The sequence below is a fragment of the Streptomyces sp. NPDC001401 genome, assembly GCF_042895385.1.
Taxonomy (GTDB): domain Bacteria; phylum Actinomycetota; class Actinomycetes; order Streptomycetales; family Streptomycetaceae; genus Streptomyces.
In genome coordinates this window covers 17,300-40,104 of the sequence record NZ_JBIAWI010000006.1, presented here as the reverse complement: position 1 = coordinate 40,104, position 22,805 = coordinate 17,300, and the positions used below count along the sequence as shown (strand labels likewise).

The 22,805-nt window shown below is 73.8% G+C and carries 3 protein-coding genes; all 3 read right to left on the bottom strand.

The window, feature by feature from the left end:
* Positions 1 to 22: 22 nt before the first annotated feature.
* Positions 23 to 478, bottom strand: a complete 456-nt coding sequence (locus tag ACFY10_RS21405; protein ID WP_390666751.1) for a nuclear transport factor 2 family protein — start codon at positions 476 to 478, stop codon at positions 23 to 25.
* Complete coding sequence (locus ACFY10_RS21400) at positions 475 to 11,856, bottom strand: SDR family NAD(P)-dependent oxidoreductase (RefSeq protein WP_390667098.1); 11,382 nt, start codon at positions 11,854 to 11,856, stop codon at positions 475 to 477. The genes ACFY10_RS21405 and ACFY10_RS21400 overlap by 4 nt, the downstream gene beginning before the upstream one ends.
* 146 nt (positions 11,857 to 12,002) lie before the next feature.
* A complete protein-coding gene (locus ACFY10_RS21395; protein ID WP_390667097.1) occupies positions 12,003 to 22,775 on the bottom strand; it encodes an SDR family NAD(P)-dependent oxidoreductase in 10,773 nt (3,590 codons plus the stop codon).
* Between the last annotated feature and the right edge of the window lie 30 nt (positions 22,776 to 22,805).

Genomic DNA, 22,805 nt, shown 5'->3' with positions numbered 1-22,805 from the left:
CAACGCCCGGACGCCGGGTCCGTCAGCGGTCCCTGCGTGTTCCGTCGGCCGCAAGGGGCGACCACCACTGGTCGTAGTTGGTCGCCCCGTCGCCGAAGAAGCCCGCGCGTCCCTCGACAATCAGGCCGTCCTTCCAGCGGAACACCTGCACTCCCAGGGCATCGAGCACGTCGAAGGGCGAGGTGCTTCCCTCCGGGGCTTCCGGCCGTACCGCGTGGACCTTGACCACGTCCATGGACTCGTTTTCACCGATCATCGAGGTGACCATTTCGACCTCGAACTTTCCTCCTGCCGCGTCCACCAACGCACGCCGGAACGCGAGGAGTTCGTCGAGGCCGACGTGCCAGCCCGCCTGGGCGTGGTGTCCGGGAACGCTGAACCTGACGTCCTCGGACCAGTACCTGGCCGCCTCCTCCCGGTCCAGGGAGACCAGGGCCACATATGCCTGCTCGATCAGCTCGGGGGTGATCGCGGTCATTTCGTTCGCTCCTTTTCGTGGGACGCCGTCCGGCGGTCGAGCCAGTCATGGACGGCTTGTGCGGTGGAATCGGCGTGCTCCTCGATCATCGAGAAGTGGTCGCCGGGGGTCTCGCGGACAGCGTCGGCCGTCGCTGCGGCGCGGGGCGCAGTCGTGGCGCCCGGCAGGGGTTGCGCGGCGCGCAGGAACAGCGTGGGGGCTGCGAGGCGGTCCGGCCGCCATCCCTCGAACACCCTCAGGTAGGCGCCCATCGCGGTCAGGGAGTGGACGCCCGCGGCCGACACCTCGCCGCGCCGGGCGAACAGCCCCTCGGTGAGCGCGGTGGCCATGCGCTCGTTCGTCTCGTCCTGGAGGTAGGTGTCGAGCAGCACCACGGCCCGGGGCGCCCGTCCCGCGCGTTCCAGCCTGGCGGCGACTGCGTGGGCGATCCAGCCGCCGGACGAGTAGCCGACGAGGGCGACGGGAGCGCCGTCGGTGTACCGGTGCACCGCCTCGGTCTGTGCCGCGACCACGGCATCGAGGTCGGCGGGGAGCCGTTCACCGGGCAGGAAACCGGGCTGCGGCAGGGCCAGCACATCGCGCCGCCCGCGCAGCGCCGTGGCGAACCGGGCGTACTGGTGCGGCCCGGAGAGCGCGACCACGGCAGGGAAGCAGATCAGCGCCGGCCGCGACGGGCCGCCGGCCAGCCGCACCGGCCGCGGGCGCTCCTCGCCCAGTTCGTCGGCCTTGGCGAACGACGGCAGGAACTGGGAGGCCATCCGCAGCAGTTCGATCCCTTCCGTGGTCCGACCCACCGACCGCGCCCGCCGAAACAGCGCGCCGATCCCGTCTGCAGCCGCTTCTTGTGCGGCGGGCTCCGGGACGCTGCCAGGACCCGCGGCATCGAGTTCTGTCCGCAGATGCCGGGTCAGGGACTCAAATGTCGGGTGGTCGAAGACGACGGTGGCGGACAGCCGCAGACCGGTGATCTTGTCCAGCCGGTTGCGCAGCTCGACCGCGGTGAGCGAGTCGATGCCCAATTCGGGGAAGGAGATGTTCTCGTCGACCGCGTCGGGCGAGGGGAAGCCGAGCACGCCGGCGACGGCGGCGCGGACGAGCGCCTGCAGGTCAGACTCCCCCTCGCTCTCGGAGAGCCCGCCGACGGGTTCGGTGTGACGGATGGTGGGGGCGGCCGTGCCCGGCGCAAGGCTCCGCAGCAGGCGGGGCAGGGACGGGCCGTCGGAAGCCGCGCTCAGTCGGGCGGGGTCCGTCGGCAGCAGTACGAAAAGGCCATCGGGCTCCCCCGGCGGGGCCGCGGAGCGGTTCACCGCCGCGTCGAGCAGCGCCAGGCCCCGCTCCGGCGTGAGCGCCACGACACCCCCGTCCGCCATGCGCCGCAGTCCGGCGGCTCCGGCCATCCCGGCTCCGGACCCGTCCGGCAGCGCCCAAGGTCCCCAGGCCAGCGACAGGCCGGCGAGCCCGCGGGCCCTGCGGTGCCGGGCCAGCGCGTCGAGGAATGTGTTGGCGGCGGCGTAGTTGGCCTGGCCCGGTGCGCCCAGAACGCCCGCGGCGGAGGAGAAGAGAACGAAGGCCGACAGATCGAGGTGCGCGGTGAGCTCATGCAGATGCCATGCCGCATCGGCCTTGGCGCGCAGAACGCGCGTGAGCCGCTCCGGCGTCAGGGAGCTCACCACTGCGTCGTCCAGCAGACCGGCGCAATGCACGACCGCGGTGAGCGGGTGCGCGTCTGGAACGGCGGCGATCACGGCGGCAAGCGCGGCGCGGTCGCCCACGTCGCACGCGGCGGTCGTCGCCGTGCCGCCCAGCCGCTCGATCCCGGCGACCAGGTCCGTCAGACGCGGGTCGTCGGCGGTACGGCCGACGAGCAGCACGCGCCGGACGCCGTGCTCGGCGACCAGGTGCCGGGCGGTCAACCCGCCGAGCGCGCCCGCCGCGCCGGTGATCAGCACGGTCCCCTCGGGGCGGAACGCCGCGGCCGGGCCGGGGAGGGGAACGGCGGCGGCGTTCCGCCCGGCGGGGGCCAGCCGGGGCACCAGCACCTCGCCTTTTCTGACGGCCGTCTGCTCCTCGTCCGAGGCGATCGCCTGTGGCAGAGACCGCCAAGAGGCATCCTCGCCATCCACGTCCACCAGGGCGAACCGGCCGGGGTACTCGGAGATCGCCGACCTCAGCAGACCCCACAACGGCGCCCGCGCCGGATCCGCTACGTCGTCGCCCTTGGAGGCGGCGACCGCGCCGCGCGTCACGACGATCAGCCGCGACGTGCCGTACCGCGGATCACCGATCCACGAGCGCACCAGGGCGAGGGCCTCCCGAGTGGCGCGGCCAGCAGTCTCGGGGACATCGCCCGTGCTCTCCCCGAGAAAGGGCGCGAGGACCTGACGCGAGCTGAACTCGCCTTCAGGAAGGGGAAGTTCAGCGAGGACCTCCACCCGCACGCCCTGCGCACGGCAGGCTTTGGCCAGGGGCGAGACGGGAGAGCCGAGTACAGTCCAAGCGGCGTCCAACGCCCCCGCGGGCAGTTCCGCCGTGGCCTTCCGCTCCCAGTCGACACACAGCAGGGAGCGGTCCCGGGCGGCCGGCAGAGCCCGCAGGGCCAGGGATGCGGCGGAAGCCACAGGAGCTCCGTCGGCATCGGCCAGGTCCAGAGCGACCGCACCGTCGGCGAGGGGACGTATCCGTACGCGTAGGGCCCGCGCACCGGCGCTGTCAAGCGCGATGTCGCTCCAGGAGAAGGGCAGTTCGGGGCGGCGCTGCCCCCCGAGTGCGAGAGCGTGCAGGGCGGCCTCGAGCAGTGCCGGATGGAGACGGTAGCCGTGCTCTGCGGCCTCCGGTTCGGGCAGTGCCACCTCGGCGAAGATCTCCCCGTCCCGGCGCCAGAGCGAACGCAGCCCGCGGAACGCGGGTCCGTAGGCGAGTCCGGCCTCCCGCAGCCGCTCGTAACCGTCCGCAAGGTCCACCGGCAGCGCCGCGGCCGGGGGCCAGGAGGCGGCCCAGGATGTGTCCCCCGGACCGGCGTCCTCGGCCGGACCGGCCGGGGCGAGGGTACCGCTGGCGTGCCGGATCCATTCCTCCCCGGACAGAGCCTCCGAGCGCCGGGCGAAAACGCTGAACGTCCGACGCCCGGCCGTGCCTTGCTTCCGCACGGAGAGCCTGATGAGTACCCGACCCCGGTCCGGCACTGAGAGCGGCGACTCCAGGACGAGATCGGCCACGACCGGGAGCCCCAGCTCCGCGCCCGCGCTCAGAGCCATCTCCACGAACACGGAACCCGGCAGAATTGCAGCGCCGCCGACCCGGTGCTCCGTGAGCCATGGAAGCGCGCGGGCGTCCAGCTCGCCGGTGAACACCTCGCCTCCCAGGTCGGGCGCGCCGACCGCGGGGCCGAGCAGTGGGTGCTTCCGGTCACCCCGCGGCGCGGGCGCTGCGGGGTCGAGCCAGTACCGGCGGCGTTGGAAGGGGTAGGTCGGCAGCTCCACCGAGCGGGTCGAGGTGCCCCGAAGCCCTGCCGTCCAGTCCACCGCGGCGCCGCGGACATGGAGTTCCGCGACACCGGAGACGTACGCGTACGGCTCGGGCCTGTCGGGCCGCAGCAGGGGGACGACGGCACAGTCGCGGTCAGCAAGGCAGTCCCGCGCGAGGGCCGTGAGGGTGGCGTCCGGGCCGAGTTCGACGAAGGTGGTCACCCCGTCGCTCTCCAGCCGGACCACGGCGTCCTGGAACCGCACCGGGTGGCGGAGCTGGCGGGTCCAGTACTCCGGCGAGCAGAGCTCACCGGGCTCCGCCGGCCCGCCGGTGAGCGTGGAGACGACAGGAATTCGCGGCTCGTGGAAGGTCAGTCCTTCGGCGACCTGCCGGAATGCGCCGAGCATGGCGTCCATGTGCGGCGAGTGGAAGGCGTGACCGACCCGCAGCCGCCGAGCCCGGCGACCGTCCGCCGTGAAACGTGCGATCAGGGCGTCGACGGCGTCCGCGTCCCCGGAGACGACGACCGAGGCCGGCCCGTTCACAGCCGCGAGGACGACCCCGTCCGTGAGCCGGGACAGGACCTCCTCCTGCGGAGCCCGTACGGCAGCCATCGCCCCGCCCGGGAGCAGTTCCTGCATCAGACGGCCGCGTGCCGCCACGAGGGCGGCCGCGTCGGCCAGGTCGAGGACGCCCGCGGCGTGGGCCGCCGTGAGCTCCCCGACGGAGTGGCCGGCCAGGATGTCGGGGCTTACGCCCCACTCCCCCAGCCGGTTGAGCAGCGCCACCTGGAGGGCGAACAGAGCGGGTTGGGTGTACTCGGTACGGTCGAGGAGTGCCGCGTCGGCGGTTCCGGGCTCGGCGAAGAGCACTTCGCACAGCGGCCTGTCGAGCAGCGGGTCGAAGGGGGCGCAGGACTCGGCCAGCGCCTGCTCGAACGCGCTGTCGGCGGCGGCCAGTTCGCGCCCCATGCCGACTCGCTGGCTGCCCTGTCCGCTGAACAGGAATGCGACCTTGCCCGCGGTGGCGCGCCCGGTCGGGCCGTCGAAGGGGGCCTCGGTGGTGCTCTGCGCGAGCCGGGCCAGGCGGCCCACGAGTCCTTCGCGGTCGCCGGCGACGAGGGCCGCGCGGTGCGGGAACGAGGGTCGGGTGGTCGCGAGACTCCACGCGATGTCCTCTGCCGCGGTGTCCGGCCGTTCCCGTACATGGTCGAGGAGGCGGCGGGCCTGGGCTCGCAGTGCTTCGGAGGTCTTGGCGGACAGCAGCCACGGCGTGGGCAGGCGACCAGGCCCGGCCGACGCGGCGGTGGGCGCTTCAGCCGTCGCCTGGCCGGCGGCAGCGGGCCCGCGGGTGGCCTTCACCGACGCGGCGGGTCGGTCCGGTGCCTGCTCGACTATGACGTGCGCGTTGGTCCCACTGATGCCGAACGAGGACACCCCGGCCCGCCGCGGTTCGCCGGTGACCGGCCATGGGACGGGCTCGGTCAGCAGCCGTACCCCGCCTGCCGACCAGTCGACGTGCGGTGAGGGCCTGTCCACGTGGAGAGTGCGGGGCAGGACTCCGTGCCTCATGGCCTGCACCATCTTGATGACGCCGCCGACCCCTGCTGCCGCCTGGGCGTGCCCGATGTTCGACTTCAGCGAGCCGAGCCACAGCGGGCGGTCTTCCGCGCGCCCCTGACCGTAGGTGGCCAGCAGTGCCTGCGCCTCGATCGGGTCGCCGAGCGTGGTGCCGGTGCCGTGCGCCTCGACCGCGTCGACCTGGGCGGCCGTCAGTCCGGCTCCGCCGAGCGCCTGCCGGATCACGCGCTGCTGCGCGGGACCGCTGGGGGCGGTCAGCCCGTTACTGGCCCCGTCCTGGTTGATCGCGGTGCCCCGCACCACGGCCAGAACGGGATGGCCGTTGCGGCGCGCATCCGAGAGCCGCTCGACCAGGAGCACGCCCACACCCTCGCCCCAGCCGGTGCCGTCGGCGCCGGCCGCGAACGACTTGCAGCGCCCGTCGGGAGACAGCCCGCGTTGTCGGCTGAACTCGACGAACGGGCCGGGGGTGGACATCACGGTCGCCCCGCCGGCCAGGGCCAGCGAGCACTCGCCGGAGCGGAGGGCCTGGGCGGCGAGGTGCAGCGCCACCAGGGACGACGAGCAGGCGGTGTCGACGGTCACCGCGGGGCCTTCGAGCCCCAGGGCGTAGGACACTCGGCCGGAGGCGACGCTGCCCGCCGTGCCTGCGCCGAGGTAGCCCTCGACGTCCTCGGGAGCATCCTTCGCCCAGGAGCCGTAGTCGTGGTACATCACGCCTGCGAACACTCCGGTCTCGCTGCCGCGCATCGACAGCGGATCGATCCCGGCTCGTTCGAACGCCTCCCACGACACTTCGAGGAGCAGCCGCTGCTGTGGGTCCATTGCCATGGCCTCGCGGGGGCTGATCCCGAAGAAGCCGGGGTCGAAGTCTGCGGCGTCGTCGAGGAATCCGCCGTGCCTGGTGTAGAACGTGCCGCGCCCGGCGCCCTCGGGGTCGTACAGGGCGTCGATGTCCCAACCCCGGTCGCGGGGCATCTCGGTGATGGCGTCACGGCCCGAACGGACCAGCTCCCACAAGTCGTCGGGCGAGGTGACGCCGCCGGGATAGCGGCAGGCCATGGCGACGATGGCGAGCGGCTCGTCCGCGGGGCCGGCGTCCCGTACGGGCGGCTGGGTCGGGGTGACGGTGTCGATGAGCAGACCCTGCAGACGCCCGGCGAGATCGGCTGGTGTCGGGTGGTCGAAAACCAGGGTCGCCGGCAGCCGCAGGTCGACGGCGGCCCCCAGGCGGTTGCGCAGTTCGATCGCCGCGAGCGAGTCGAAGCCGAGCTGGGAGAAGGAGTGGTCGTGGGGGACGTCCCGCGCGTCGCGGTGTCCCAGGATCGCCGCGGCCTCCTCCCGTACCAGCGTCGTCAGTTCCCGCAGCTGCTCGGCCTCCGGCAGCACGGCCATCCGCTGGGCGGGGGTGAGCGGGCCCGTCGCCGTGCGGGACTCGGCGCGGCGTCGCCGCCGTGCGGGCGGTACGAGACCGCGCAGCAGGGCCGGTGCGGTGTCGCCGCGGAGCCGCCGCGGGTCGAGATGGAGGGGCGCCGTCACGGGCTCGGTCCGGGCGATCGCGGCGTCGAAGAGGGCGAGGCCCTCGTCTGCCGGGATCGGCCGCATGCCGAGGGCAGCCAGTCGGCGCAGGGCGGGTTCGTCGACTGCTGCGACCATGCCCGCCGTGCCTTCCCACAGTCCCCAGGCCAGCGAGAGGGCGGGGAGTCCGCGGTTGCGGCGGTGTACGGCCAGGGCGTCCAGGAATCCGTTCGCCGCGGCGTAGTTGGCCTGGCCGGGGGCGCCGAGGAGCCCGGCCGCCGAGGAGAACAGGACGAAGGCGGACAGGTCGAGGTGTGCGGTGAGCTCGTGCAGATGCCATGCCGCGTCGGACTTCGGCCGCATCACCCGGTCCAGGCGTTCGGGGGTGAGCGCGTCGAGGACGCCGTCGTCCAGGACGCCCGCCGCGTGGACGACGGCCGTCAGTGGCCGCCCGGCCGGAACGGAGTCGAGGAGACGTTCCAGGGCGGCACGGTCCGCGACGTCACAGGCGACCAGGTCGACCTGCGCGCCCGAGGCGCGGAGCTCTTCGGCCAGTTCGCGGGCGCCCTCGGCCTCGGGACCGCGGCGGCCGGCCAGCAGCAGACCGCGCACTCCATGGCGCTCGACCAGGTGCCGCGCCAGAAGCGCGCCGAGCGCGCCCGTGCCACCGGTGATCAGCACGGTGCCGTCGGGGTCGAACAACGGGGCGTCCGACGGTTCGGTCGCGCCGTCCGCGGTGTTGGCCTGCCGCGTCGGGACGTCGGTGCGTGCCAGACGCGGAGCCAGCAGCCGGCCGCCGCGCAGAGCGAGGTCGGGCTCGCCGGAGCGCAGGACGGCGGGCAGGTGGTCCGCCCAGGTGTCGGGGTCATCGGTGTCGACGAGGGTGATCCGACCCGGGTGTTCGGACTGTGCCGTGCGCAGCAGCCCCCGGACGGCGGCGCGTGGCAGGTCGCCGAGGCCCTCGTCCGGTCCGGTGGCCGTTGCGGCGCGCGTGACCACGACGAGGTGGGCGGCGGCGAAGGCGTCGTCGGCCAGCCAGTTCTGTACGAGCTGCAGGGCCTGGGCGGTGGAGTGCCGGGCCGCGGCGCCGACGTCCTGCCTGTTCTCCCCGTCCGGGTCGAGGAGCGGGACGACCACGACCTCGGGTGCCGGCGCGCCGTCGACGACCGCGGCGGCGAGGGCCGCCATGTCCGGGTGGCGGCCGGGGCCGTTCCCGCCGAGCACCACGGGGGGCACGGTGCCGATCGGCGTGGGCGCCTCGGCGTCCGCCTGCTCCGTCCACACGAGCTGGAGCAGCGGTTTACTGGGCGGGTCCGCCGCGAGCTGTCCGGCGGGCCGCAGCAGCAGCGCGTCCACGGAGCCGACCGGCCGACCCGCTCCGTCCGCGAGCTCGAGGGCCACGGTGCTCGGACCGTCCGGCGCCAGGCGTACGCGCAGGGTCGTCGCACCCGAGGTGTACAGCGATACGCCGTGCCAGGCGAAGGGCAGGCTCGGCCCCTCGGCGGTGTCGGGTATGCCGAGGCCGAGGCTGTGCAGTGCGGCGTCCAGCAGGGCCGGGTGCAGTCCGAACGACCGTGCGGCGGCGTGCTGTTCACCGTCCAGAGCGACCTCGGCGAAGAACTCGTCGCCGCGCCGCCAGGCGGCTCGCAGCCCCTGGAAGACCGGGCCGTAGCGCAGTCCGGCGGCGGCGAAACCGTCGTAGAGACCGTTCGTGTCGAGGGGGCTGGCGTCGGTCGGCGGCCAGGAGGCGAGAGCGCCCGTCGAGTTCGGCTCGGGTGTCGAGGCGGACACCGTCCCGGTGGCGTGCCGCACCCACGGCTGTCCGGGCAGCGCGTCCTCGGGCCGTGCGTGGATCTCGACCGGACGGTGTCCGCCGCCGTCCGGCACTCCCACCCTGATCTGGAGCACCACGGCGCCGTCGGCAGTCAACATCAGTGGCGCCGTGAGCATGAGTTCGTCGACATGCTCGCATCCGGCCTGGTCACCGGCGCGCAGGGCCAGTTCGAGGAAGGCCGTGCCCGGCAGCAGGACGGACCGGCCGACGGCGTGATCGGCCAGCCACGGGTGGGTGTCGAGCGACAGCCGTCCGGTGAACAGGTACTCCTCGGAGTCCGCGAGGGAGACCCCGGCTCCGAGCAGTGGATGGTCGGGGAAGCCGAGGCCGGCGGGCGAGACGTCGAGAGGGCCCTGGGCGGGGGCCTCCAGCCAGTGGCGTCGCTTCTGGAAGACGTAGTGCGGGAGCCCGACGCGCGCCGCCCCCGTGCCCTGGAAGAACGCCTCCCAGTCGACACGAACACCGCGCGAGTGGAGCCCGGCCACGGCCGCCGTGACCGCGTCCGGCTCGGGCCGCCCCGCACGCTGCGCCGCGAGCGCGGCCGAGGTACCGGGGGTGACGTTCTCCTCGGCCAGGGCGGCGAGCACCGCGTCCGGACCGAGTTCGAGGAAGGTGCGGACTCCTTCGGACTCCAGTCGCCGTACCGCGTCGGCGAACAGGACCGGCCGACGGGCGTTGCGCACCCAGTACTCGGGCGAGCAGAGTTCCTTCTCGTCGGCGGGCATCCCGGTGACCGTGGAGAGGAATCCGATGCGCGGCGGCCGGAGTTCCAGGCCGGCCGCGACCTTACGGAGCTCGTCGAGCATGGGGTCGACGCGGGCCGAGTGCGAGGCGTAACTGACCTGCAGCCGACGGGTCTTGGCGCCCTTTGCCGCGAAGTGCTCGGCGAGTGCGAGCACGGCCGCCTCATCGCCGGAGAGGACGACGGCAGCGGGGCCGTTGACCGCCGCGATCTCGACCCCCTGCGTGAGCAGCGGCCGTACCTCGTCCGCCGGGGCAGCCACCGCCACCATCGCCCCGCCGCCCGGAAGTTCCTGGGTCAGCCGTCCGCGCGCGGCGACGAGAGCGCAGGCATCGGCGAGCGAGAGCACGCCGGCGACATGGGCGGCCGCCAGCTCACCGCCCGAGTGGCCCATGACGTAGTCGGGAGTGACGCCCCAGGAGGCGAACAGGCGGTAGAGCGCGACCTCGACGGCGAACAGGGCGGGCTGGGCGAGAGCCTGCCCGGAGAGCGGGTCGGCGTCCGGCTCGTCGGCCGATACGTCGCCCGGCCCGCCCCGCTCGCCGAAGAGCACCGGCAGCAAGGGACGCTCCAGGTGGCGGTCCAGTTCGGCGCAGACGACGTCAAGGGCCTCCGCGAAGGCGGGGTGTGCGGCGTACAGGCCCTTGCCCAGCGGGCGTTGGCTGCCCCCGCCAGTGAACATCACCGCCAGCGCGCCGGGGACCGCCCGGCCGCGCAGCAGCCCGGCCGGGGTGCCGCCGCCCGCGAAGGTATCCAGGTCTTGCACCATCGTCCGCCGGTCGTTCCCGAGCAGGACGGCCCGGTGCTCCAGGGCTGTACGGGTGGTGAGCAGGGAGTGTCCGACGTCGACGAGGCCGAGCGCCGGGTCGCGGCGCAGGTGCGCGGCGAGCGCCCCGGCCTGCGCGCGCAGCGCCTCCTGCGAGGTTCCTGTCAGCGCCCACAGCGCCGGTACGCCGTCGGTCTGCGCGATGGGGCGGTCCTGGGTCTCGTTCTCGTCCCGGGGTGGCTCCTCGATGACGGCGTGCGCATTGGTGCCGCTGAATCCGAACGAGGAGATCCCGGCGCGCCGGGGCGTGTCGCCGCGTTGCCACGGCCGCGGCTCGGTGAGCAGTTCGAGGGCTCCCGTGGACCAGTCGACGTGCGGGGTGGGCCGGTCGACATGGAGGGTGCGTGGGAGTACGCCGTGCCGCATGGCCAGCACCATCTTCATGACGCCGCCGACTCCGGCCGCGGCCTGGGTGTGCCCGGTGTTCGACTTCAGCGAGCCGAGCCACAGCGGGCGGTCCTGCGCGCGGCCCCGGCCGTAGGTGGCCAGCAGTGCCTGGGCCTCGATCGGATCGCCCAGGGTGGTGCCCGTGCCGTGGGCCTCGACCGCGTCGACCTCGTCAGGGCGCAGGCCCGCGTCGGCCAGGGCCTGGCGGATCACCCGCTGCTGCGAGGGCCCGCTGGGGGCGGTCAGTCCGTTGCTGGCGCCGTCTGAGTTGACCGCCGAGCCGCGCAGGACGGCGAGCACGGGGTGGCCGTTGCGGCGGGCGTCGGAGAGCCGTTCGAGCAGCAGCATGCCGGCGCCCTCGGCCCAGCCGGTGCCGTCGGCGGCGCCGGAGAAGGACTTGCAGCGGCCGTCGGGTGCCAGTCCCTCCTGGCGACTGAAGTCCACGAACGGCAGTGGGGACGCCATGACGGTGGCCCCGCCCGCGAGGGCGAGCGTGCACTCCTGCCTGCGCAGCGCGCCGGCGGCCAGGTGCAGGGCGACCAGGGAGGAGGAGCAGGCGGTGTCCACGGTGACCGCCGGGCCTTCCAGGCCGAAGGTGTAGGCCACCCGGCCGGAGGCGATGCTGCCCGAGTTGCCGGTGCCGAGGTAGCCCATGACCTCCTCGGGCAGCTCGCGCAGCCGGGCGGCGTAGTCGTGGTACATGATCCCCGCGTACACGCCGGTCCTGGTGCCGCGCAGGGTCGCCGGGTCGATGCCGGCGTCCTCGAAGGCCTCCCAGGCCGTCTCCAGGAGGAGACGCTGCTGTGGGTCCATGGCGGTGGCCTCGCGTGGGCTGATGCCGAACGGGGCCGGATCGAAGTCAGCCACGTCGTGGAGGAATCCGCCCTCGTGCGTGCTGCTGGTTCCCGAGGCGTCGGCGTCCGGCCCGAGGAGCGCCGCCATGTCCCAGCCGCGGTCGGTCGGGAAGTCGGAGACGGCGTCGCGGCCGGTGGAGACGAGCTGCCACAGGTCGTCGGGAGTGCGCACCCCGCCGGGGTAGCGACAGGCCATGCCGATGATCGCGACGGGTTCGCGGGCCGCGTCCTCGGTCTCCTTCAACCGTTTGCGGGTCTGGCGGAGTTCGGCGGTGAGCCGCTTGAGGGAGGTGAGTATCTTCTCGTCGGTGCCCGTCATCAGGCGTCCCCCAGTTCCTCGTCGATGATGGCGAGCAGTTCGCCGATGTCGGTGGAGTCGAGCGGGTCGGTCTCGTCGTCCCCCGGCTTCCGCGCCGCGCCGTCCGGTTCGCCGCCCCGCGCCGTCCGCCCGATGGCGGTGGTGTCGAGAGCGCCGAGCAGTTCGCGCAGCCGCAGCCGCAGCCGGTGGGCGGCGTCGGGGTCGTCGGCCAGCTCGGGCAGGGCGTCCTGAAGTCGGTCGAGTTCCGCGAGTACGGTCACGCCCACCGGCGGCCCCGCCGGCAGGAGGCGGCCCTTGAGGTGCGCGGCGAGCGCGGCCGGCGTGGGGTGGTCGAAGATCAGCGTGGCCGGCAGGCGCATCCCGGTGGCGCTGTCGAGCCGTCCCCTGATCTCGACCGCGGCGAGCGAGTCGAGTCCGGATTCGGTGAAGGCCCGGTCCGCGGCGATGGCGTGCGGCGAGCTGTGCCCGAGCACGGTGGCGGCCTGGGCTCGGACCAGGTCGAGCAGGATCCGGTCCCGCTCGGCGTCGTCCAGGGGCAGCAGGCGGTCCGCCAACGTGCGTACGGGGCCTGCCGGGGCGGTCGCCCGGGTACCGGACGGCTCGACGGCCGTCAGGCCCGGGGCGGGCGTCGGCAGGGACGCGATCAGGTCGCGCAGAACCGGCGGGAAGTCCGGGTCTGCGCCTCGCGGTTGGAGGACCGCGAGATCGAAGCGGGCGGGTACGAGCAATGGTTCCGGCCGGTTCAGCGCGGCGTCGAGCAGGGCCAGACCGGTGTCCCCCTCGATCGCCCCGAATCCGGCGCGGACGATACGGGCGCGTTCGGCTTCGGTCAGGCCGCCCGCCATGCCCTTCTCGTCCTGGCTCCACAGCCCCCACGCCAGCGACGTCGCGGGCAGTCCGGCCGCTGCTCGGTGCTGGGCGAGGCCGTCGAGGAAGCTGTTGGCGGCGGCGTAGCTGGCCTGGCCCGCGGAGCCGAGCACCCCCGAGGCGGAGGAGAACAGGACGAAGGCCGCCAGCTCCTGTCCCCTGGTCAGTTCGTGCAGGTGCCAGGCCGCGGTGGCCTTGGGGCCGAGCACGCCCGGCAACCGCTCGGGCGACAGGGTCCCGATGACGCCGTCGTCGAGCACGCCCGCGGCGTGGACGACGGCGGTGAGGGGGCGGTCCTCCGGGACGGTCGCGAGGAGTCCGCCGAGTTCGGCCCGGTTCGCGACGTCGCAGGCGGCCACCTCCACCCGGGCGCCGAGCCCGGTGAGTTCGGCGGCCAGCTCCTCCGCCCCGGGTGCCGAGCGGCCGGCACGGCTGGTCAGCAGCAGGCTCCGCACGCCGTGTCGCGTGACGAGGTGCCGTGCGACCAGCGCGCCGAGAGCGCCCGTGCCGCCGGTGATCAGGACGGTACCGTCCTGATCGAGCCCACGGCCGGCGGGATTCGCGTCGGCCGAATCGGCCGAGGCGGGCAGGAGGGACGAGCCGGGCTTGGCGGCCGACAACCGGTCACCGTCGGCGCGGGCCAGCCGGGGCACGGCGGCATGGCCGTTCCGGAGGGCCAGTTGGGACTCTCCCGTGGCGAGTGCGTCGGGCAGGGCACGCCAGGAGGCGTCGTCCCCGTCCACGTCGGCCAGCACGATCCGGCCGGGGTACTCGGCCTGGGCGGCGCGCCCGATGCCCCACACCGCGGACTGCGCCGGGTTGGGCAGTTCCTCGCCCCCGGTGCAGGCGACAGCCCGGGTGGTCAAGAGCACCAGCCGGGCGTCTCCACTGCCGGAGGGGTCCCGGGCGAGCCAGTCCCGCACTGCCTCCAGCGCCCGTGTTGTCGCAGTCACAGCGGCGTCGGGGGCAGGCATCCCGTCGGCCCGCACGGGGACGAGCACGAACTCGGCGCCGTCCGTTTCCGTGGCTCGTGTGGCCGTCTCGGCGAGCGCGGCCGGAACCGTCGCCTCGTCGTGCCAACGCGTCATGGGCGGCTGCGCGTCCGGAGGCAGAGGCAGTGCCGTCCAGTCGAGCCGGTACAGGGCGGCCCGACCGCCCGGCGAGGAGAGTTCGAGATCATGCGCGGAGGCACGACGCGCCGTCAGGCGCCCGACGGTGGCCAGTGGGTCGCCGCTGGCGTCGGCGATGTCCATCGTGACGGCGTTTTCACCGGCCGGTGCTGTCCGTACCCGCAGCGCCGTGGCCGCGGCCGCGTGGACGCGAACCCCGGTCCAGGAGAACGGCACCGCCGCGCCCGCCCCCGGGGCCAGGCCGTCCATCGCCGCCGGGTGCTGGGCCGCGTCCCACAGCGCCGGGTGTATCGCGAATCCTGCCGTGTCCGTGCCCTCCGGGAGCGCGACCTCGGCGTGCAGCACGTCGCCGTCGCGCCACACACCGCGTATCCCGCGGAAGAGGGCTCCGTAGCGGACGCCGGTCGCGGCGAACTGCTCGTAGAGTTCCTCGACCGGCACGGGGCGCGCGTCGGCGGGGGGCCAGACGCTCAGGTCGTGGCCGGGCTCCGGGGTGTCCTCGCCCAGCTCGCCGCTCGCATACCGGGTCCAGGGTGCCTCGTCCGTATCGTCGTGCGGGCGGGCGTAAACGTGCAGGGGCCGGTCTCCGGACGGGCCGGGCTCGCCGACGAGGAGCTGGAGCTCGAAGTCGTCGTCGGGGGTCAGGGCCAGCGGCGCATGCAGGGTCAGTTCCCGGACGACGGGGCAGCCGACGGCCGCGGCGGCCTGCACGGCCAGTTCGAGGAAGAGGCTGCCGGGGACGACAGTCGCGCCGAACACCTCGTGCTCGACGAGCCACGGCAGCACCGCCACGGAGAGCCGGCCGGCGAAAAGGTGCCTGTCGCTGTCCCCCAGCCGTACAACGGGCTCCAGCACCGGGTGGGCGCCGAACGTGCCTCCGGGGTGGGCGCCGGGACGCGGCAGATGCTGGGCCACGGCACGCCGCGGCCAGTAGCGGCGTCGCTGGAAGGCGTACGTCGGCAGGTCCACGTCACGTGCACCACGGCCCGCGAACAGGGCACGCCAGTCGACCGCGACACCGTGTGCGTGCAGGGCGGCGACGGTGTGCAGGGCGGCCACCGGCTGCGGACGGTTCTTGCGCTGGGCCGCCACGAACAGCCCTTCGCCGGCCAGGCAGTCGGCGGCCATCGGGCTCAGCACGCCGAGCGGGCCGACCTCGACGAAGACGTCGGCTCCCGCCTCGCCGAGGTGCCGGACCGCGTGCTCGAAGAGGACGGTGCCGCGGGCGTGCCGTACCCAGTGCCCTGGAGAGCACAGCTCCTCGGGCGTCGCTGTGCGCCCGGTGAGGGTGGAGACGAGCGGGACGAGCGGTGGGTGGTACGTGAGCTTCTCGGCGACGCGCTCGAACTCGGACAGCATCGGGTCCATCAAGGGTGAGTGGAAGGCATGGCTGACGCGCAGCCAGGAGGTGCGCCTGCCACGCCGCTCGAGCCGCTCCACGAGCGCGGCCACGGCCTCCCGGTCTCCGGACAGGACGATCGCCCGCGGCCCGTTGACCGCGGCGACACCGACCCGCCCCGCGCCGTCGGCCTCGTCCGCCGCGTCGGCCAGCAGCCCGGAGACCTCCTCGGCGTCGGCCTCGACCGCGGCCATCGCCCCTCCGTCGGGCAGAGCCTGCATCAACCTGCCCCGGGCGGCGACCAGTTCGGCGGCGTCGGCCAGCGAGAGCACACCGGTGACGTGGGCCGCCGCGATCTCCCCCACCGAGTGGCCGACGAGGAAGTCCGGTGTGATCCCCCAGGATGTGAGCAGCCGGTACAGCGCCACCTCGAAGGCGAACAGCGCGGGCTGCGCGTACTCCGTCCGGTCGAGGGTGGCGTTCGTCCCCTCGCCGTCCTCGGCGAAGACGAGAGTGCGCAGCGGCCGGTCCAGATGCGGGTCCAGCGCCGCGCACGCGGCGTCGAACGCCTCGGCGAACGCCGGGAAGGCCGCATGGAGTTCGCGCCCCATGCCTGCGGTCTGGCTGCCCTGGCCGGCGAAGAGGAACGCAGTCCTGCGCCCCTCGCGCGCCTCTCCCCGGATCAGGCCGGGTGCGTCCTCGCCCGCGGCGAGGGCAGTCAGCGCGGCAAGCGTTTCGGAGCGGTTCCCGCCCGTCACCACCGCTCGGTGCCGCAGCGCGGCCCGTGTCGTGGCCAGCGACCGTCCCACATCCAGCGACCGCGCATTCGGTTCGGCCGCGAGGTGGTCGGCCAGCCGTGCCGCCTGCCCGCGCAGCGCGTCGGGGCTCTTGGCGGAGATCGGCCAGAGGACGGCGCCGTCGCCGTCCCGCTTTTCCCGCACCCCTGGCACCGGCTCCGGCCCGGTGGCGGGAGGCTCTTCGATGACGATGTGCGCGTTGGTGCCACTGATGCCGAACGAGGAGACGCCGCCGCGGCGCGGGCGACCGCCGCGCGGCCACGGCCGGGCCTCGGCGAGCAGCCGGACCGAGCCGTCGGCCCAGGCCACATGCGGACTCGGCTCGCTGAGATGGAGGGTGCGGGGCAGCCGCTCGTGGCGCATCGCCTCGACCAGTTTGATGATGCCTGCGACTCCCGAAGCCGCCTGGGTGTGACCGATGTTGGACTTCAGCGAGCCCAGCCACAGCGGGTCGGCGGAGGTGTGGTGAGCGCCGTAGGTGGCGAGCAGGGCCTGGGCCTCGATCGGGTCCCCCAGTTTGGTCCCCGTGCCATGCGCCTCCACCGCCTCCACGTCCGCGGGAGTCAGCCCGGCATCCGCGAGGGCACGGAGGACGACCTGCTCCTGGGCGGGGCCGTTGGGAGCGGTCAGGCCGTTGCTGGCGCCGTCGGAGTTGACGGCCGAGCCGCGGACCAGCGCGAGGACACGGTGCCCGTTGCGGTGGGCGTCGGACAGCCGCTCGACGAGCAGCACGCCGACGCCCTCGCTCCAGCTGGTGCCGTCGGCGTCGGCGGAGAACGAACGGCACCGGCCGCCCGGGGAGAGCACGCCCTGCCGATTGAACTCGGTGAACAGCAGCGGACTGGTCATCAGCGTGACCCCGCCGACGAGCGCCAGCGAGCAGTCGCCGCGGCGCAGCGCCTGGGTCGCCCAGTGCAGCGCCACCAGGGACGAGGAGCAGGCTGTGTCGACGGTCACGGCGGGGCCGCCGAGACCGAACACGTACGCCAGCCGTCCGGAGAGCACGCTGGCGGTGTTGCCCGTGCCGATGTACCCCTCCAGATCGTCCTGGCCGGTGGCGAGCACCCGCGGGTAGTCCTGGCCGTTGGTGCCGACGAAGACGCCGATCCGACCGTCGCCCGCCGACTCCGGGTCGATGCCGGCGCGTTCGAACGCCTCCCAGGAGGTCTCCAGCAGCAGTCGCTGCTGCGGGTCCATCGCGAGCGCCTCGCGCGGGGAGATCCCGAAGAAGTCCGCGTCGAAGCCGGCGATGTCGTCGATGAAGCCGCCCTGACGGGCGTAGGTCGTGCCGGGCCGGTCCGGGTCGGGATGGAAGAGCTCCGCGAAGTTCCAGCCCCGGTCGGTCGGGAAGTCCCCGATGGCGTCGGTCTCGGAGTCGACCAGCTGCCAGAGCTGCTCCGGTGACCGTACTCCGCCGGGAAAACGGCAGCTCATGGCGACGATGGCCAGCGGCTCGGCCGGGTCGTCACCGGCCGTCTCCGCGATTCGACCGGCTCGGTCGCCGGCCGGCGACGGAGAGGCCTCGGCGGTGCGGGCCATGATGTGGGTCGCGACCGCCCGGGGGGTGGGGTGGTCGAAGACCAGCGTCGCCGTCAGACGCATCCCGGTCGCGGTGTTCAGCCGGTTGCGCAGTTGTACGGCGGTGAGGGAGTCGAGGCCAAGGTCCTGGAACCGTTCGTCGGCTCCGACGGTGCGGGCGTCGTCGTGGCCGAGGACCGCGGCAACCTGCGTCCGTACGAGACTGAGAACGAACTCCTGGCGCGCGGAGGGGTCCAGCTCCCGCAGCCGGGCCGACATCGCGGTGTCGGAATCGTGCGGGCTGTCGGCGGCGAGCAGCCCGTCGGGCGAGGCGAGGACGCGGTCCAGGAGGGCGGGTATCTCGTGGGCCGCGCCGTCCCACAGAGCCGATACGCCGGGCAGGCCGGCGGCGTTCCGGTCGCGGGTCAGGGCGGCGACGAAGGCCCCGGTGGCGGTGTCGGCGTTCGAGGAGAGCGTCGCGAAGACGGCCAGATCCCGGCCGCGGCTCGCCCGGTCCAGGTGAAGGGCCGCGGCCGCCCCGTGAGGCGAGCCGGCGGTGCCCGTGTGGATCACGGCGGTCAGCGGGTGGTCCACGCTGTGGAAGTCGAGCAACCGGGCGAGAGCCTCCGGGTCGGCGGGGTCCCACTCGGCGAAGGCGACCGACGCACCGAGCGCGGCCAACTCCTCACGCAGCGCTGCGAGTTCTTCAGGTCCCCCGTCCTCCGCACCTGCCGCACCGGCGTCAGCGGCGTCAGCGGCGACGAGCAGCAGGTGACGTATCCCGTACCGGGTGGCCAGGTGCCGGGCCACTGCGGCGCCGACGGGGCTCGTCCCCCCAGTGATGAGCGCGGTGCCGTCGGGGGCCGGTCCGGAGGGCATCCTGAGTACCGCCTGGCCGGCGTGGCGGGCGCGGGCGAGGAAGGCCAGTGCCTCGTGGGCGCGGCGGTGGTGCCAGACGGGGGCAGGCAGGGGCGGGAGAGTGCCGTCGGCGAACCTCGGAGCGAGTTCCGCAAGGACGGCACGGATCCGGTCGGGCCCGGCATCGGCGAGATCGGCCACCCGGTAGTGAACTCCGGGATGGTCAGCCGCCACACGGACCGGGTCCCGAGGATCGCTGCGGCCGGTCTCCACGAACCGGCCGCCGACCGGCAGCATGCGCAGCGAGGCATCGACGGACTCCCCCGCCAGACAGTTGACTACCACGTCGACCCCGCGGCCGCCGGTGGCATCCAGCAGTTCGGCCGCGAACCGGGGTGAGGCCGAGGAAGCCAGATCTTCCTCGGCAAGCCCGAGTGCCCGCAGGGCCTGCCAGTTGTCGGGGGTGTCGGTGGCGAGGATCCTCGCTCCCCGGCGTCGGGCGAGGTGTACTGCGGCCAGACCGGTGGCTCCGCTCGCCGCGTGGATCAGCACGCTCTCGCCGCTCTTCAACTCACCGATCTCGAACAAAGCATGATGAGCCGTCAGATATCCGAGCGGCGTGGTCGCGGCCTCCGCGTAGGACCAGCCGGCGGGCATGAGCAGGGTCATGCAGCTGTCGGTGACCGCGACCGGTCCCGCGGCGCCGTCCGGAAACAGACCCATCACCGCGTCGCCCACAGCAAAGCCGGTGGCCTGCGGCCCGGCCTCAAGGACCACCCCGGAGGCCTCGATGCCGATCGGGGTGCCGTCGCCACCGTGCGGGCCGAGACCGAGACCGGCGAGGACGTCTCCGAAGTGAAGGCCCGTGGCGCGTACGGCCACCCGGATCTCCGCCGGGCCGAGGGCGCGCGATGCGGCGGGAGCGGGCAGCGCCGCGAGGGTGCCCAGGTCGCCCCGCTCGGTCACCTCGAGCCGCCATGTCGCCTCGGTGGAGGCCGGGAGCGGGCCTTCGGCGTCCGCCGATGCCGGGCGCGGGGCGAAGACCTTGCCGTCCCGCACCGCGAGCCGGTGCACCCCCTCCGCCACGGCCGCGGACACAAGGGCCGGCGCCCCGGGTGCGCCGTCGGTGTCCGCCAAGGCCAGCCGTCCGGGATGCCGTGCCTGTACGGAGCCGAGCGCTCCCCACACCGCCGCCGCTGCCGGGTCGGGCACCCGCTCGCCGCTCCAGGTGCTCACCGCACCCCGGGTGACAACGACGAGGCGGTGGTCCGCGAATCGTTCGTCCGCCAGATGTTGTTCGACCTCGACCAGGGTCCGTGCCACGAGTCCGGGCGTCCCGCCCGCCGGGTCGTCCGGGTCCTGCCCGGCGACCGCCAGAAGCGACTGCCGATTGTCCTCTCCCGGCGGCGGGTCCGGGAGGTGCCCCACGGGTTGCCAGTCCAACGTGAACAGCGCGGGCCAGTCCTCCGCGTGCGTGTCGCGCACGGGCTCCGCGGAGCCGGTCGCCGTCGCTGCCGGGGGCCGCGCCGTCTCCTCGTCCGCCGGCAGCCAGTAGCGGGTGCGCTGGAAGGCGTAGGTGGGCAGATCGACGCGCCATGCGTCGCCGAAGTACGTGTCCGCGTCCAGGCGTGCCCCGGCGGCAATGGCCTCGGCGAGGGCGAGGGACAGTCGGCGCGGTGTGCCGTCGTCGCGGTGGAGCGTGCCGACGACGGCGACCTCGGCTCCGGCGTCCTCGGCGGTCTCCTCAAGTGCCTGGGTGAGGACCGGGTGGGGAGTGCACTCGATGAACAGGTCGTATCCGTCCGCCAGCATGGCACGGACAGCCTCTTCGAAACGCACCGGGTCGCGCAGGCTGCGGTACCAGAAGTCGCCCGTCAGGAGCGCCGGTTCGACGAGGGCTCCGGTGGCCGACGAGTAGCAGGGAAGCCGGCCCGGACCGGGTACCACGGGCGCCAGGGAGTCGGCGAGTTCCTCGCGCACGGCCTCTACCTGGGGCGAGTGGGAGGCGTAGTCGAGCGGCACCCGGCGCGCCCATACCCCGTCGGCGTCGAGGCGGGCCCTGGCGTCCTCCAGCGCCTCCGTCGGGCCGGCGACGACCACCGAGCGGGGGCTGTTGACCGCGGCGATCACCAGTGAGCCGTCCCAGGGCTCCAGCCGTTCGCGGGCCTCGGCGGCCGGCAGGGAGAGGGACAGCAGGCCGCCCCGGCCGGCGATCGCCGCGAGTGCCCGGCTGCGCAGTGCGACCACACGTGCCGCGTCCGGCAGGGACAGCGCGCCGGAGACGGCCGCTGCGGCGATCTCACCCTGCGAGTGGCCGACGACTCCGGCGATCTCGACTCCGAAGGACTCCCACAGGGCGGCCAGCGAGACCATGACCGCCCACAGGGCGGGCTGGACGACATCGGTGCGCTGGAGTGCCGGGGCGTTCGGCGCACCGCGCAGCACGTCGGTCAGGGACCAGTCCACGAAGGGGGCGAGCGCTGCGGCGCACTCTTCGATCCGCCGGACGAACACCGGAGAGGCATCGAGCAGTTCGGTTGCCATCCCGGTCCACTGCGAGCCCGTACCCGGGAAGACGAGCGCCGCCTTGCCCCTTCCAGCGGTCCCCCGCACCAGCTGCGGTGCGGATGCGCCGGCCGCCAGTGCCTCGACGCCGGCGAGGAGTTCGGCCGTGTCTTGTCCGACGACGACTGCCCGATGACTGAAGGCGGTACGGGTACGGGCCAGGGACCAGGCGACGTCCGCGGGGTCCTGCTCGGGACGGCTTTGCAGGTGCCGGACGAGGCGGCCGGCCTGCCCGCCCAGGGCCTCGGGGCTCTTCGCGGACAGCAGCCACAGCGGGAGACCCGTGTGCGCGGGGCGCACCGGTTCGGGCTCGGGTGCCTCTTCCAGGAACTCGGGTGCCTCTTCCAGGAGTACGTGGGCGTTGGTTCCGCTGATTCCGAACGCCGACACCCCGGCCCGGCGCGGCTCGCCCGTGGTGTGCCAGGAGCGTGACTCGGTGAGCAGGCGCAGCGGGCCGGCCGCCCAGTCGACGTGCGGGCTGGCCGTCTCGGCGTGCAGGGTCGGGGGCAGAGTGGCGTGGCGCATCGCCATCACCGTCTTGATCACGCCGGCGACACCGGCCGCGGCCTGGGTATGGCCGATGTTGGACTTCAACGAGCCGAGCCACAGCGGCCGTCCGGCCGGTCTGCCCTCTCCGTACGCGGCCGCAAGCGCTTGCGCCTCGATGGGGTCACCGAGCCGGGTGCCGGTCCCGTGCGCCTCCACGGCGTCGATCTGAGCGGGCGTCAGACGGGCGTTTTCCAGGGCCTGCGCGATCACTCGGCGCTGAGCAGGGCCGTTGGGTGCGGTAAGGGCACTGCTGGCACCGTCCTGGTTGACGGCGCTGCCGCGGACGACGGCCAGCACTGGATGCCCGTTGGCCCGGGCGGTGGAGAGCCGTTCCAGGAGGAGCAGCCCGGCTCCTTCGGACCAGCCGGTGCCGTCCGCCCGGGCGCCGAACGCCTTGCACCGGCCGTCGGGAGCGAGGCCCCGCTGGCGGCTGAACCCGACGAAGGTGGCCGGGGTCGCCATCAGCGACACGCCGCCCGCAAGGGCCAGTTCGCAGTCTCCCTGGCGCAGTGCCTGAACCGCGAGATGCAGGGCGACCAAGGAGGATGAGCAGGCGGTGTCGAGGGTGACCGCCGGACCTTCGAGACCGAAGGTGTACGCGAGCCGTCCCGAGGCGATGCTGCCCGCGCTTCCAGTGCCGAGGTATCCCTCGGTGTCCTCGGAGGCACGCCGGATCCGGCTGCCGTAGTCGTGGTACATGACGCCGGCGAAGACTCCGGTCCGGCTGCCGCGGACGTGCTCGGCGGGGATCCCTGCCCGTTCGAAGGCCTCCCAGGCCACCTCGAGCAGCAGCCGCTGCTGCGGGTCCGTCGCCAGTGCCTCGCGCGGGCTGATCCCGAAGAAGGCGGGATCGAAGTCCGCGAAGCCGTCGACGAATCCGCCGTGGCGGGTGTACGAAGTGCCCACCCGGTCGGGGTCGGGATCGTACAGTGCCTCGAGGTCCCAGCCGCGGTCGGTGGGAAACGTGGTGATGGCGTCACCGCCCTCGGAGACCAGCCGCCACAGGTCCTCCGGCGTCCGGATGCCACCGGGCAGGCGGCAGCTCATCGCGACGACGGCGACGGGCTCGTGGGCCGTCTGTTCCACGTCGTCCAGGCGCCGGCGGGTCTCCTGCAGATCGGCTGTCATCCAGCGGAGGTAGTCGACCAGCTTCTCGTCGTCGGCCATCGGAAACCAAAA